Annotated in this window: 13 protein-coding genes and 1 pseudogene; 7 read left to right on the top strand and 7 right to left on the bottom strand. The window is 62.9% G+C overall.

Annotated features, from left to right (window positions below; translation table 11 throughout):
- Positions 1-308 precede the first annotated feature (308 nt).
- Positions 309-1,157, top strand: a complete 849-nt coding sequence (gene sseA / locus CG51_RS10770; RefSeq protein WP_035744854.1) for a 3-mercaptopyruvate sulfurtransferase — start codon at positions 309-311, stop codon at positions 1,155-1,157.
- A 4-nt stretch (positions 1,158-1,161) separates the two neighbouring features.
- A complete protein-coding gene (locus tag CG51_RS10765; RefSeq protein ID WP_035744851.1) occupies positions 1,162-2,361 on the top strand; it encodes an amino acid aminotransferase in 1,200 nt (399 codons plus the stop codon).
- Between the two features lie 12 nt (positions 2,362-2,373).
- Here CG51_RS10765 and CG51_RS10760 read toward each other — a convergent pair whose 3' ends face one another.
- Together CG51_RS10760 and CG51_RS10755 are read right to left on the bottom strand one after the other, a co-directional pair.
- A complete protein-coding gene (locus CG51_RS10760) occupies positions 2,374-3,153 on the bottom strand; it encodes a gamma-glutamyl-gamma-aminobutyrate hydrolase family protein (protein ID WP_035744849.1) in 780 nt (259 codons plus the stop codon).
- 119 nt (positions 3,154-3,272) lie between these two features.
- Entirely contained in the window at positions 3,273-3,602 is a 330-nt protein-coding gene (locus CG51_RS10755; protein WP_035744847.1) for a hypothetical protein, read from the bottom strand.
- Positions 3,603-3,719: 117 nt separating this feature from the next.
- On the opposite strand from CG51_RS10755, the pseudogene pepN reads away from it, so the two are divergent.
- Positions 3,720-6,281, top strand: a pseudogene (gene pepN, locus CG51_RS10750) (aminopeptidase N).
- 187 nt (positions 6,282-6,468) lie between these two features.
- Here pepN and CG51_RS10745 read toward each other — a convergent pair.
- A complete protein-coding gene (locus CG51_RS10745; protein ID WP_035744844.1) occupies positions 6,469-7,047 on the bottom strand; it encodes a lytic transglycosylase domain-containing protein in 579 nt (192 codons plus the stop codon).
- Positions 7,048-7,198: 151 nt separating this feature from the next.
- Positions 7,199-7,756, bottom strand: coding sequence for a type 1 glutamine amidotransferase domain-containing protein (locus CG51_RS10740; protein ID WP_035744841.1), 558 nt, complete (start codon positions 7,754-7,756; stop codon positions 7,199-7,201).
- A 148-nt stretch (positions 7,757-7,904) separates the two neighbouring features.
- On the opposite strand from CG51_RS10740, the gene gatB reads away from it, so the two are divergent.
- Together gatB and CG51_RS19165 are read left to right on the top strand one after the other, a co-directional pair.
- On the top strand, positions 7,905-9,416 hold the full coding sequence (gene gatB, locus CG51_RS10735; RefSeq protein WP_035744838.1) for an Asp-tRNA(Asn)/Glu-tRNA(Gln) amidotransferase subunit GatB: 1,512 nt from the start codon (positions 7,905-7,907) through the stop codon (positions 9,414-9,416).
- Positions 9,417-10,345: 929 nt separating this feature from the next.
- Positions 10,346-10,792, top strand: a complete 447-nt coding sequence (locus CG51_RS19165; RefSeq protein ID WP_051930421.1) for a DUF4177 domain-containing protein — start codon at positions 10,346-10,348, stop codon at positions 10,790-10,792.
- A gap of 3 nt (positions 10,793-10,795) precedes the next feature.
- On the opposite strand, the gene CG51_RS10725 is transcribed toward CG51_RS19165, so the two are convergent.
- On the bottom strand, positions 10,796-11,053 hold the full coding sequence (locus tag CG51_RS10725) for a BolA family protein (protein WP_035744836.1): 258 nt from the start codon (positions 11,051-11,053) through the stop codon (positions 10,796-10,798).
- Positions 11,054-11,125: 72 nt separating this feature from the next.
- Here CG51_RS10725 and CG51_RS10720 point away from each other — a divergent pair, with 72 nt between their 5' ends.
- A complete protein-coding gene (locus CG51_RS10720; RefSeq protein WP_035744833.1) occupies positions 11,126-11,758 on the top strand; it encodes a J domain-containing protein in 633 nt (210 codons plus the stop codon).
- A 3-nt stretch (positions 11,759-11,761) separates the two neighbouring features.
- Here the strand turns inward: CG51_RS10720 and budC are convergent, their stop codons facing one another.
- Positions 11,762-12,526 (bottom strand): meso-2,3-butanediol dehydrogenase, encoded by a 765-nt coding sequence (budC, locus tag CG51_RS10715; RefSeq protein ID WP_035744830.1) that lies wholly within the window; start codon positions 12,524-12,526, stop codon positions 11,762-11,764.
- 163 nt (positions 12,527-12,689) lie between these two features.
- Between budC and cobS the strand changes: the two genes are divergently transcribed.
- A complete protein-coding gene (gene cobS / locus CG51_RS10710; protein WP_035744827.1) occupies positions 12,690-13,661 on the top strand; it encodes a cobaltochelatase subunit CobS in 972 nt (323 codons plus the stop codon).
- Positions 13,662-13,730: 69 nt separating this feature from the next.
- Here the strand turns inward: cobS and CG51_RS10705 are convergent, their stop codons facing one another.
- Complete coding sequence (locus tag CG51_RS10705; protein WP_035744824.1) at positions 13,731-14,267, bottom strand: isochorismatase family protein; 537 nt, start codon at positions 14,265-14,267, stop codon at positions 13,731-13,733.
- Positions 14,268-14,412 lie beyond the last annotated feature (145 nt).

Genomic DNA, 14,412 nt, shown 5'->3' with positions numbered 1-14,412 from the left:
GGGGCCAGCCGGCGTTTTGCTAACAGGCTGCTGAAAAGCCTGGATTCTCATGCCTATGTACCGGAAATCGGAAAATCGGCCCGGAAATGCCCGGACGTATATGGGTTTCTGGCTGGATTTCGTCAGATTACGAACGATTCCTGCTCCAACACCGGCCAAAAAGCCCTTTCAGCAACCTGCCCGGGCGCAACGTCCGAGCGCTGGCGAGCCTGATCCGGGCTCGTGGCGGCTCTGCAGCGCGGCCCCCTGACCACTCTTGCCTGTCCCGCCCTGCGGCGTCATAACCCGCTGCATATAGGGAGCGCGCGATGCAGGACGATCCGAAAACCCTTGTTTCCGTCGGCTGGGTCGCGGCCCGGCTGGATGATCCGGCACTGAAGCTGCTCGACGCCTCATGGTACATGCCTGCCGACAAGCGCGACCCCAAGGCCGAGTTCGAGGCAGTCCACCTTCCCGACGCCCGCTTCTTCGATATCGACGCGGTGAGCGATCCGGCCAGCCCCCTGCCGCATATGGTGCCGCCGGCAGAGGATTTCGCCGCGGCTCTGGCCGGTCTGGGCATTCGCAAGGACGATCAGGTCGTGGTCTATGACGGTGCGGGACTGTTTTCGGCAGCGCGCGTCTGGTGGCTGTTCCGGCATATGGGCTTCGACCGGATTGCCGTGATGGACGGTGGCCTGCCGAAATGGCGGGCGGAAGGGCGGCCCGTGGAAAGCGGTCCCGCGCGCGTGGGGAGCGGGAATTTTCAGCCGCACCCTGCAACCGATCTTGTTCGCAGCGCGGCCGAAGTTCTGGCAAGCGTTGAGAGCGGTACGCCCAACATCGCCGATGCACGCGCCGGCGAACGCTTCCGCGGCGAGGTGCCGGAGCCGCGCTCGGGTCTGCGCTCCGGCCATATTCCGGGAGCGCGGAATGTGCCCTTCAAGACATTGCTGAACGCAGACGGAACCATGAAGGAGGTCGAGGCGCTCCGCACGATCTTCGCGACCGCGGGCATTGACCTTGACCGCCCCGTCATCACCAGTTGCGGCTCCGGTGTGACGGCGGCGGTGCTGAGCCTCGCGCTCGAACGTATCGGCAATCAGGGTCACGCGCTTTATGATGGCTCGTGGACCGAATGGGGCGGCAGGGAAGATCTCCCCGTCGAGAAAGGATGAACCCATGTTTTCCAGTCTGAAACCGCAGCCCGCCGACAAGATCCTCCACATCACGCAGCTTTTCCGCGCCGATCCGCGTGCGGAGAAAGTGGACCTCGGCGTTGGCGTCTACAAGGACGCGACGGGCCACACCCCGGTGATGCGCGCCGTCCGCACGGCGGAGAAGCGGCTGGCGGAGACACAGCCGACCAAGGCTTATACCGCGCTGGCGGGCGACCCTGCCTATCTGCTGGCGATGGGCGAACTCGTGCTGGGTCGCGATCGCCCGCTCGACCGCATTGCGGCGGCGGCAACGCCGGGCGGCACGGGTGCGCTGCATCAGGCGATGGAGCTTGCCCGCGCGGCGACGCCGGGGGCTACGTTGTGGATCCCCGAGCCGACATGGCCCAACCATCCGGCTATCGCCCGACATCTGGGCATCGCGCATCGCGGATACCGCTACTTCGACACCACCACGGGCGAAGTGGACGAGGCGGGGCTGCTGGCCGATCTCGCAGGCGTGGCGGAAGGCGATATCGTCCTGCTGCACGGCTGCTGCCACAACCCGACGGGCGCCAATCCCACTGCCGCGCTGTGGGAGCGCATCGCCGATCTTCTGGTGGAGCGGAAGGCCGTCGCGCTGGTCGATATCGCCTATCAGGGCTTCGGTGACGGGATCGAGGAGGACGCGGCGGCGACGCGGCTTCTGATTTCCCGCCTGCCGGAAATTCTGGTGGCAGCAAGCTGCTCCAAGAACTTCGGTCTTTATCGTGACCGGGCCGGGATCGTGTTCGCAGTGACCGCGGACAAGACGGCGCGCGATCTGGCGCAGGACAATCTCGCGGCGCTGAACCGGGTAAACTACTCCTTCGCCCCGGATCACGGCGCGCGCATCGTGACGATGATCCTTGAGGATGAAACGCTCCGCTCCGACTGGGAGGCCGAGCTTCGCGACGTGCGGGAGGGGATGCTCGCCTTGCGCGAGCAACTTGCGGCAGCGCTGCGGACAGCGACGAATTCCGACCGGTTCGACTTCGTCGCCCGGCACCGCGGTATGTTCTCCCGTCTCGGGCTGACACAGGCGGAGGTGCTGCGGCTAAGGGAGGAGTTTGCCATCTACATGGTGGATGACAGCCGATTCAACGTGGCGGGACTCAACGCAGAAAGCGTTCCCCGGTTGGCAGCCGCCGTAGCGGAAGTGCTGCGCGAGACGACGGTGGCCTGATCCTTTTGCTGCTCAGGCTGTCCTGAGCAGCTTCTTTCCCCTGCGGGCATTGGCGAAATCCTCCAGCGCCTGCCCGAACGCCTCAAACAGCGGACGGGAGACGGGGTCATTCGCGGCATTCCATTCTGGGTGCCATTGGACAGACAGCGTAAAGCCTGGAGCATCCTTCACGTACAGCGCCTCCGGCGTGCCGTCCGGGGCATGGCCGTCGATGACGATACGTGCGCCGGGACGGTTAATGCCCTGTCCGTGAAGCGTGTTGGTCATCACCTCATCCGTGCCCATCAGCCGATGGAACACACCGCCTTTAGTGAACTTCACGATATGGCGGAGTGCAAACTTCTCCTCCAGCGTGCCGTCCGGGGGCATCCGGTGATTCATCCGGCCCGGGAGATCCCTGATCTCCGGGAAAAGGGAGCCGCCCATGGCGACGTTCACCTCCTGAAATCCCCGGCAGATACCAAGGAAGGGCTGCCCGCGTTCCACGCAAGCCCGCACGAGCGGCAGCGTGATGGCGTCCCGCTCCCGTTCGAAACTCCCATGAGCCTCGGTCGCCTCCTCACCGTATTCGGAAGGGTGGACGTTCGGGCGCCCGCCCGTCAGGAGAAAACCGTCGCAAGCGTCCATCAGGTCATCGACAGAAACCAGTCGCGGGTCCGCAGGCACCACCAAAGGCACGCCCTGAGACACCAACGCCACGGCCTCGCTGTTGATAACACCGCCCGCGTGGCCGCGATAACGACCCTCGATATCCAGATAATTGCCGATGATTCCCACAACCGGGCGTGACATGACTTTTCCCCGCTTTTGCGACCAATGTATGAACTCCGGTCGCAAAAAAGAAGCGGTCATCGGCTTCACGGGCGCCAAAGAACGGTCAACTGCCCGAAACATAGGCGAGAAATGCGGGATCAGTTCTGCGGTTGCGGCTGAACTGGCACTGCCGGCTGTGTTACCGTGCCTGCAGGCCCGGACTGGCCGGGTGTGCCGGTTTCGCCTGAGGTCGGCGCGCCGGGCGTTACCGCGCCCTGAGTCGCGGGCGGCGTCTGATCCGGAACCGGCTGGCCTGTCCGACCATCGATCTGCACATCGGCACCGTCGGGCCCAGGGGCCGTGGCCGTGTCCCGTGCAAGCCAGAAGAAGATGATACCGACCGCGAATATTACGACAAGCAACATGCCGATCAATGGCCCGCGGTGACGTCGGGTCTGCTTTTCGATATTCGTGTTCGGTGCGGACATGGGTTTCTCCTGCCGTGGCGTCGTGGGACGAGAGGTCCGGCGGACGGGTTGCACACCTAGCCTCCCCTGCCTAACGTTCTGCTCCCGGGGAGGTTCCCCGTGCCTGCGGAGACACAGATGAAAGACACCGCGCCGACGCCGTTCCTATTGAGCGATTACCTGCCGCCCGCATGGCTCGTCACCCATGTCGAGATGACGTTCCGCCTTTCCCCGCACGCCACGCGGGTCATCTCCCGAATCACCTTCAGACCGAATCCGGCACGGCAGGGGCATCACGACCTTCACCTCGACGGAGAGCACCTGTCGCTGATCGCCGCACGGATTGATGGAGCGTTGCTTGATGTGACGCCGGATGACGGCGGGTTGACGATTCCGGCGGCGCAGCTGCCGCGGACAGCGTTCCTGTGGGAGTCGGAAGTTGAGATCGCACCGGCTGCAAATACCGCCCTCGAAGGGCTTTACATGTCGAACGGCATGTATTGCACGCAATGCGAGGCGGAGGGTTTCCGCAAGATCACCTTCTATCCCGACCGCCCTGATGTGATGGCGACCTTCCGCGTACGGATCGAATCGGACATGCCGGTTATGCTGTCGAACGGCAACCCCGTCGCCTCCGGGCCGGGCTGGTCGGAATGGGACGATCCCTGGGCGAAGCCCTCCTACCTGTTTGCCCTCGTCGCAGGTCAGCTCGTGGCGCATCGGAGCAGCTTCACCACCCGCTCGGGGCGGGAGGTCGCGCTGGCCATATGGGTCCGGCCGGGAGATGAGAATAGGTGTGCCTAGGCGATGGATGCGCTCAAACGCTCCATGGCCTGGGACGAGCGGGTCTACGGCCGCGAGTATGATCTGGACGTGTTCAATATCGTCGCGGTCGATGACTTCAACATGGGCGCGATGGAGAACAAGGGGCTGAACATCTTCAACAGCCGCTATGTGCTGGCCAGCCCGGAAACCGCGACGGACACCGATTACGAGAATATAGAACGCATCATCGCGCACGAGTATTTCCACAACTGGACGGGCAACCGCATCACCTGCCGCGACTGGTTCCAGCTCTGCCTGAAGGAGGGTCTGACCGTCTTTCGCGACCAGCAGTTCTGCCGGGATGAGCGGTCGGAGCCGGTGAAGCGGATCGAAGAGGTGATGACCCTTCGCGCCCGCCAGTTCCGAGAGGACAACGGCCCGCTGGCGCACCCTGTACGTCCCGAAAGCTATGTGGAGATCAACAATTTCTACACTGCCACCGTCTATGAGAAAGGCGCGGAGCTGATCGGGATGCTGCGATTGCTGGTGGGGGAGGATAGCTACCGCAAGGCGCTCGACCTCTATTTCGACCGGCTGGACGGGCATGCTGCGACGATAGAGGATTGGCTTGCCGTCTTTACCGAAGCGACGGGGCGGGATCTGACACAGTTCAAGCGCTGGTATTCCGACGCGGGCACCCCCCGGCTGACGGTGAGCGAACGCCATGAGGGCGAGCGCTACACCCTGACCTTCTCTCAGCAGACGCCACCCACCCCGGGCCAGCCCGAGAAACCGCCGCGCGTCATTCCGGTGGCCTTGGGCCTGCTGAACCCGAACGGAGACGAGATATTGCCGACGACCGTGCTGGAGGTGACGGAGGCACGGCAGAGCTTCACCTTCGACAATATGCCCACGCGGCCTGTTCCCTCCCTTCTCCGGGGGTTCTCCGCCCCGGTAATTCTGGAGCGGGAAACGTCGAGCGAGGAGCGGGCCTTCCTGCTTGCACATGATACCGATCCGTTCAACCGCTGGGAGGCAGGCCGCGCGCTCGCCAAAGATGTTCTTGCCCGCATGGTGACGGAGAGCGCCACGCCCGGACCGGACTACTTCACTGCGCTTGATCGCGTGGCACGGGATGAGGCGCTTGACCCGGCATTCCGCGCGCTGGCCCTCCGCCTGCCTTCGCAGGACGACATGGCGCAGACACTCCATGACGCGGGCGTGACACCGGATCCAGACCGCATCCACACCGCCTCTCAGCGGTTGACACGCGCCGTGGCGGAGACCCTCGCCCCTACCCTGTCACGGCTTTACGAGGCGATGGACGTGCCGGGTCCTTATACGCCCGACGCGCGGACAGCGGGTTGCCGCGCGCTCCGGCTGACAGCGCTTGGTTTCCTCACCCGGCTCGACGACGGGCAGCGCGCCGCGCGGCAGTTCGCGGCAGCCGACAACATGACCGAGCAGCTTGGCGCCCTGGCCGCCCTTCTGGATATCGGTCATGGGCAGGAAGAAGCGGGCCGGTTCCAGCGGCAGTGGGCCGAGGACCGGCTGGTCATGGACAAGTGGTTCAGCCTCCAGCTCGCCCATGCCGCGCCCGCGAAAGCCGTGGAGCTCGCGCAGACTCTCGCCGCGCGTGCCGATTTCGACTGGAAGGTGCCAAATCGCTTCCGGGCGCTGGTCGGTGCGCTGTCAGGCAATCATGCCGCCTTCCATCGGGCGGATGGCGCGGGTTACCGCTTTGTGGCGGACTGGCTTTTGAAGGTGGATCCGCTGAATCCGCAACTGGCTGCGCGCATGTCCACGGCGTTCGAGACATGGCGCCGGTATGACGCGGACCGGCAGGGCCTTGCGCTTGGCGAGATGCAACGGATGATGGCGACGCGGGGGCTTTCGCGAGACATGCGCGAGATGCTCGACCGCATGACCGAATGAAAATCCGCCCTGCCGCTCAGGCCGGGCGTCCTCGACTCGCTCCATCCCAACGCCGGAGAAGCGTGTCTTCTTCGCAAGGGAAGGCTTAGAGAGGCCCGTTCGCCCGGTCAGTGGCGACACTACGTGACGCGCGGGAAAGCGGGGAGGAATCATCACTCCCTGCGAGAGCGCCGCGGCCTCTGCAGCCTCAAACCTGACAGTAAGCCTGGGTGCGGGTCCATTTGGAGATCTGGGCACGCTTCGCAGGATCGTGCATCGGACCCCAGTCCGACACCACCTCGGCGACACCAGCCCGATCGGCTTTCCGGGCCGCGATCTTCACCGCGCAGGCGAGATTGCTCGCCCCGTCATAAAGACCGCTCGCCGTCTCGTCACACCCGACGTAACGAGCCGTCGTGGGAGAAATCTGCATCAGGCCAAGGTAGCGGCCACCACCGCCCTTCGCTTCAGGATTCCACGTGCTCTCATACCGCGCAATGGAGGAGAACAGCCCGGTCCAGAAGGCGCTCCGCTCCTCAGTGGACGCGGTGCGATAACCGGGGCAGAAATCCTCCACATCATCCGGCACAGCGGAAAGCAGGACCGCCCCTTCCGCCTTCAGCGCATTAAGGGTGGATTTTGTCCATTTCGTCGCTTCCGGCCGGTGGTCCCACTGCGCGACCGGGAGTGCGGTGGGCACTTCGACGGACTGTGGCGTGGAACAAGCGGCAAGCGGCAACATCACCAGCGCCGCGATGAGGAGACTGCGAAAGGACGTGACAGGCATTGGACCGGGAGCGCTGCACCGAACCAGATCGTCCGGCGCGCGGACCCTGCGATGGAACCGGCCCTTCCCGCAACCACTTGAGATTGCTATCGGCGGTCAACCGCCGACACCCCGGCCGCGGTGGCGGATACCCGCCACCGCCCCGACAAGTTCAGGCCGCGCGCTGGTGTTTCCCCTCCCGGACCTCCTCAACGATCTTTGAAACGAACGGCTCCAGATCATCAGGGGAACGGGATGTGATGATGCCCTGATCGGTCACGACAGCCTCGTCGGACCAATGGCCGCCGGCATTCTTCATGTCTGTCATGATCGACTTGTAGGAGGTCACGTTACGCCCGCGGACTGCATCAGCCTCCACCAGCATCCATGGCCCGTGACAGATCGCGGCAACGACCTTCCCTTCCCGTACAAAGGCCTTGACCAGATCAACGGCACGCCGGTTCGTGCGCAGTTTGTCGGGATTGATGACACCGCCTGGAAGCACGAGCGCATCGTAATCGCTCTCTGTCACTTCCTCCAGCTCCCTGTCAGCCTTGATCTCATTCGTCCAGTTGCCATCTTTCCAACCGCGGATTGCCTTGCCTTCCGGGGTGACGACCTCGACTTGTGCGCCACGTTGACGCAGTTCATTCAGCGGCACTTCAAGCTCCGACTGCTCAAATCCGTCGGTGGCAAGAATGGCGATCCGGGCTTTGCTGATATCGGTCATCGGGGACTCTCCTTTCGTTGTGTCCCTCTCTAAACGGACCCCGAAACGAGAAGTTCCTGCATGGCACGGCCTCAACGGTTGCTTTTCCCCTTGCACATTTCCCCCGCCTTTCGTGTAACGCGAAGATCCCGAGACCAAGGAGGCCAAGATGCTGGACACAGTCCCCGCCCCGCCCGAACCCAAGGTGATCCATGGCGCGACCGGCGAATGGGAGCTGGTCATCGGGATGGAGATCCACGCGCAGATCGCGTCTGAGGCCAAGCTGTTTTCCGGCGCGTCCACTGGCTTCGGCGCGGAACCGAACAGCCATGTGAGCTTCATCGACGCAGCTATGCCGGGAATGCTGCCGGTGCTGAACGAATTCTGCATCCGTCAGGCGGTGCTGACCGGTCTCGGTCTCAAGGCGAAAATCAACCTGCGTTCGGCCTTCGACCGGAAGAACTACTTCTACCCGGACCTGCCGCAGGGCTATCAGATCAGCCAGCTCTATCACCCGCTTGTCGGCGAGGGCGAGGTCTGGGTGGAGATGTCCCCCGGCATCGCGCGGCGCGTGCGGATCGAGCGCATCCACGTGGAGCAGGACGCAGGCAAATCGATCCACGACATGGATCCGAACATGTCCTTCGTGGACCTGAATCGGACCGGTGTGGCGCTGATGGAGATCGTTTCCCGCCCCGATATCCGCGGACCGGAGGAGGCAGCCGCCTATGTCATGAAGCTGCGTCAGATCCTTCGGTATCTGGGCACCTGTGACGGCAACATGCAGAACGGCAACCTGCGCGCGGATGTGAACGTCTCCGTCTGCCGGCCCGGGCAATACGAGAAATATCAGGCAACGCAGGATTTCTCTCATCTCGGCACCCGCTGCGAGATCAAGAACATGAACTCCATGCGCTTCATCCAGCAGGCTATCGACTACGAGGCCCGTCGCCAGATCGCCATTCTGGAAGACGGCGGAAAGGTCGATCAGGAGACCCGGCTTTACGACCCTGACAAGGGCGAGACCCGCTCCATGCGGTCGAAGGAAGAGGCGCACGACTACCGCTACTTCCCCGACCCGGATCTTCTGCCGCTGGAGATCGAGCAGGCATGGGTTGATGACATCGCCGCCGCGATGCCGGAATTGCCCGACGCCAAGAAGGCGCGTTTCATCGCCGATTTCGGTGTGACGGACTACGACGCCAGCGTTCTCACCGCCGAGACGGAAAACGCGTTGTTTTTCGAGGCCGTCGCCGCTGGTCGGGATGGCAAGCAGGCCGCGAACTGGGTCATCAACGAGCTTTTCGGCCGGCTGAACAAGGAGGGGCTGAGTATCTCGGATAGCCCGGTTTCCGCCGTGCAGCTCGCCGGGATTCTCGACCTTCTGGCGAATGAGACCATCTCCAGCAAGATCGCCAAGGATCTGTTCGAGATCCTCTGGACCGAAGGCGGCGATCCGGCGGAGATCGTCGAATCGCGGGGAATGAAGCAGGTGACCGACACCGGCGCGATCGAAGTCGCCGTGGACGAGATAATCGCAGCCAATCCGGCGCAGGTGGAAAAGGCCAAACAGAACCCCAAACTGGCGGGCTGGTTCGTTGGACAGGTGATGAAGGCGACAGGCGGCAAGGCCAATCCTGCCGCCGTGAACGCGCTGGTGGCGCAGAAACTCGGACTCTAGGCCGAACCCGCGGGTCACGGCCCGTGGGAGCGTTGCCCGATACAGTCGGCAGGCTGCTAGAACGCCCTGAAGTTCTACGTGCCGGAAATCGGAAAATCAGCCCAAAAGTATATGAATTTCCAGCCAGATAGCGAACGATTTCCGCCCCAACACGGGCCGAAAGAGCCTTTTTCAGCAGCCTGTTAGCGGGCTGCCGAAAACATCTCGGGGTGTGTTCAAGCGGAGATCACCGCGGGAGCCGCACGCTTTGGCTCATGGCCGGGCCGACTTTCTGTCCTTCAATGGATATTCGACCTTCATCAGCCAATGGATTCGGCGCGATGCCGGACCTGATCTTAACCGACAGAGCATTCAGGCGTCTCCTCCCCGGCAAGAATTCAAGATGACACCCGCGGCGGCCAGGCTGCTGATAATTATCTCTTTGGATCATGTGCTCAAAAGGAAACGGCGGCCTATGGCCGCCGTTCCTCGCTACGTCGAGGACATTTCACCGAGGCTCCACATAACGGATCCGCTCCCCTGCCGTTACGCTCCACTCTCGGAGGTTACGCCTCCGACGCCGCCTATCGCGATAGTTCCCCACCGCGACCTCTTTACTGCTCCCGCGACGCTATCCGGGTGAGCGAAGCGGGAGCTGCGGATGGAAGTGACAACAAACATCACCTCCACCCAGATGATCCGGCGAGCCTCCCAACACGCCTGATCATCGCGTCCATGAGTTTCATTATTGCTTAAGTTGGGAGCATTTCAACATGATTCGTGTCGCCTGGGTGAACATTTTAAGAAAATTCTTTCTTCGCCAGATGTTGAGAGTCGCGGCCGGCCCACGACGGCTCTTTGCAGCTTGAAACTCGCGCATGGCGGACACATCTGCTAGCCTACGCGGCCTAGGCGCGCCTCGTCGCGCGTGATTCACGAACGAGGAACGTATGTCACGGTACGAGTACAGGGCGCTTCCCGCCCCCTCCCGCCCTGCAAAGATCAAAGGGGTCAAACGGCCCGATGAAAAGCTGGCCGTTACCGTTTCCGACGTCATGAATAGGATGGCGGCGGATGGATGGGAATATCTGCGAGCCGACACTCTGCCCCTTGAAGAACCCCGCGGCCTCCTGTCCCGCGCGCGGAGTTCCTTTCAGACCCTGCTGGTTTTCCGCAGGCTCCGAGAGGAGGCTCCGGCGATGCCTCAGGAGATTTCTCCGGCCGCGCGGCCCGACGTCCGCATGGTTCAGCGCCTCTGGGGCCGCGAAAAGCCCGAGTCGCAGACTCCCTCCCTGCCTCTGGCAGAGCAGCAGAAGCCCACGCTGGTCACCAGCGCGCCCGAAGGGTCCACGCCGCGCATCGTTGCCGATCGCCCTACGGAGCCGCGGCAGCCATAGTTTTCAGGCGGAGAGCGTCAGGCGGAGGGCATGGATCCGGGCGATGAGGTCCGGTCCAAGTGCGGAATGAACGGCCCGATGCCGCTCAACACGTGAGAGCGGGCCGAGGTCTTCGGCTTCCATCGTTACGGCAAAATGCGTTTCTCCGCCCTCCCGCCAGCCGGAATGGCCGCGGTGGCTTTCGCTTTCATCCTCCACCGAAAGGCGTCGGGGGCGGAAAGCCGCCTCAAGCCGGGTCTGGATTTCGTCAGTAAGCGCCATTTTTGATGTCAACCCCTTCAATCGCGCTGCAAAAACTCTAAACTCGTCGGCCCGAGTCGAAAAGGTACCCCCATGTCAAACCGCCCCCCTTTTGAGTTCGACATTCGTGTTTCGACGGACAAGAAGCGCCGCACCCGTGGTCGGCGGGGGATGTCCGGCGCATTCGAAACCTCACAACGGGGCTGCGACCACCCGGGTTGCACAGAAGCCGGACAATACCGTGCCCCGAAATCACCCGACCACCTCGACGAGTATCTCTGGTTCTGCAAGGAGCATGTCAGGGAATACAACCTGAAGTGGAATTTCTTCTCCTCCACCACGGAGGAGGAGTTTCAGCGCATGATGGACAGCGATCGGGTGTGGGGCCGGGAGACCAAGCCTTTTGCGCAGCGCACCGAGGAAGCGAAGGCGTGGGCGCGGCTTGGCATCGACGACCCGTTTGAGGTTCTTGGCGAGAAAGCCACGCAATCCAAATCGCCTACTTCAGGCATCACGCGGAAGCTGCCGCCGACGGAGCGGAAGGCTCTGGAGATCCTCGAGGCCAAGGACCATTGGAGCCGTCTGGAAATCCGCAAGCAATACAAGAGTCTCGTCAAGGACCTGCACCCGGACATGAACGGTGGCAACCGCTCCGACGAGGACCGGTTGCAGGAGGTCGTCTGGGCCTGGGACCAGATCAAGGATAGCCGCCACTTCCGAGACTGAGTTTCAGGCCTGCGGAGGCTGCCCGTTGGAGGCGTGCATCCCGCCATCGACGGGGATGATGACGCCGTTCACGAATCGCGCATCATCGGAGGCGAGAAAGGCGATGACAGCGGCGACATCCTCCGGCTCCCCGACCCGTCCCAGCGGGATCCGCTCAAGGAATTTCTGAACCAGCGCTTCATCGCCCATCATCTCTTCAGTCATACCGGTGCGGGTGAGCGCGGGGGCCACGCCGTTGACACGGATGCCCGAATCCCGCGCGTCCAGCGCCAGCGCACGGGTCATGTTGCTCACCCCGCCCTTTGCCGCGTTGTAGGCGAACATGCCCCAATCGCCGCCGAGACCGGAAACGGAGGAGGTATTGACCACCGCCCCCCGCACCTTCTCCAGTTGCGGCCAGACCGCACGGCTCATCAGGAAAACACCAGTCAGATCGATATCGATGACCTTGCGCCAATCCTCGAGGCTCATTTCATCTATGCGGCCGTTCATGCCGATCCCCGCATTGTTGCAAAGGACATCGATCCTTCCGAAACGCGCCACCGCCGCATCCGCGATGGAAATGACATCCGGCTCGCGGCTGATATCCCCGGAAAATGTAAGGGTTCGCGCCTGGTCCAAGTCCTTCGCCGCCCCCGCCAACGCCTCCTCGTCGCGGGCAACCAGAACCACGTTGGCGCCCTCTTCAGAAAAGCGCCGTGCAGTGGCGAGCCCGATACCGGAACTTGCGCCCGTCACGATAACCGTCTTGCCGTCGAAGCGTGCCATGGGTGATCTCTCCGTTTCAACCCGGGCCACCAAAAGCCCGTCAGTCGGGAAACGGCTGTCACGGGAAGCTGTTCCGTGTCGGGGGCGCACTTGTTCTCGCCGCATGGTCCGTTATGCTCCCCCGGGTCTGGGGCAATGAGCCTCGCAAGCGCAGGGCAGAACGATGGACGTGAATGCGAAACCCACCGAGGAAATCTCGGTCCGCGAAGTCTTCGGGATCGACAGCGACATGGTGGTGAAGGGTTTCGCCGAAGCCACCGACCGCGTGCCGACGCTCGACCCTACCTACAAGTTCGACCCTGATACGACGCTCGCGATCCTTGCGGGTTTTCAGTACAACCGCCGCGTAATGATCCAAGGCTATCACGGCACGGGCAAGTCGACACATATCGAACAAGTCTCCGCGCGCCTCAACTGGCCTTGCGTGCGGGTCAATCTCGACAGCCACATCAGCCGGATCGACCTGATCGGCAAGGACGCGATCAAGTTGGTCGACGGAAAGCAGGTGACGGTGTTTCAGGAGGGAATACTCCCCTGGGCGCTCCGCAACCCGACCGCAATCGTGTTCGACGAATATGACGCGGGACGCGCGGATGTGATGTTCGTGATCCAGCGGGTGCTTGAAACCGACGGCAAGCTCACGTTGCTCGACCAGAACGAGGTCATCACACCGCACCCTTATTTCCGCATCTTCTCCACCGCGAACACAGTGGGTCTGGGCGATACGACCGGCCTCTATCATGGCACCCAGCAGATCAACCAGGGCCAGATGGACCGCTGGAGCCTCGTCGCCACGCTGAACTACCTGTCGCACGATGCGGAGGTGGCGATCGTGCTGGCCAAGAACCCGACATACAACACGGAAAAAGGCCGCAAGATCATCAGCCAGATGGTGACCGTGGCGGACATGACGCGGACGGCCTTCATGAACGGCGATCTGTCCACGGTGATGTCCCCGCGCTCCGTCATCGCCTGGGCGGAGAATGCGCGGATTTTCCGCTCCGTCGGATATGCCTTCCGGCTCACCTTCCTTAACAAATGTGATGAGTTGGAGCGCCAGACGGTGGCGGAGTTCTACCAGCGCTGCTTCGATGAGGAGCTGCCCGAAAGCGCGGTGTCGATGAGCCTCGCCTGAGGCGCGACGACGGAACGACATAAGGCCCCGGCTCAGTCCGGGGCCTTATGTTTTGGGCATTCGGGAAAGCTATTCGTCCAGCAGGACCGCGGCATCCACCACCCGGGCGAAATCTGCCTTGAGATGCGCCATTGTCACATCGAAGATCATGCGCGCCGACAGACCGGCGGCGGGCAGGCCGAAGCCGATCACAGCATCCCGCGCGACCGTCATGTTGAAACCCAGGTCCGCTCCCGCCCTGACGGTCGAATTGACGCAAAACCCGGCCACGGCGCCGGTCACGACAAGGTCCGAGATCCCTTTCCCCTGCAGGTAGGGCGCGAGATCTGTCGAGGCAAAGCCCGAGGATGTGGTCTTCAGAAAAACCGGCTCGCTCTTCTGCGCATCGTCGCAGGGCATGGGCGCGTGGCCCGGGGCACCTTGATGGAAGGGCGAGGTAGGATCAGCATCGCGGTGGCGGACATGGACAACCGGCCAGCCCTTCTGGCGAAAGGCGTCGGACAGGGCGACGATCCGAAGCGGCGCATCGGGATTGACGTGATCCGCACCGGAGTCGATCCGGTGCTGCATCTCCATCTGCATGTCGATGATGATCAGGGCCTTCATGGGAGCACCATTCGTGATGCGGCCAGTCTAGCCGCGAAAGTGGCGCATCCACCAGTGCCGAAAGGGTCGCCCCGCCGCGATCCGCGACGGGGTGACCATGCCGTCAGGCGGACCGCGTGCGGATTCCAATGAAGTCGGCCAGGGA

The sequence above is a fragment of the Haematobacter missouriensis genome, assembly GCF_000740775.1.
Lineage (GTDB): Bacteria > Pseudomonadota > Alphaproteobacteria > Rhodobacterales > Rhodobacteraceae > Haematobacter > Haematobacter missouriensis.
This window is presented reverse-complemented; position numbering and strand designations above follow the sequence as displayed.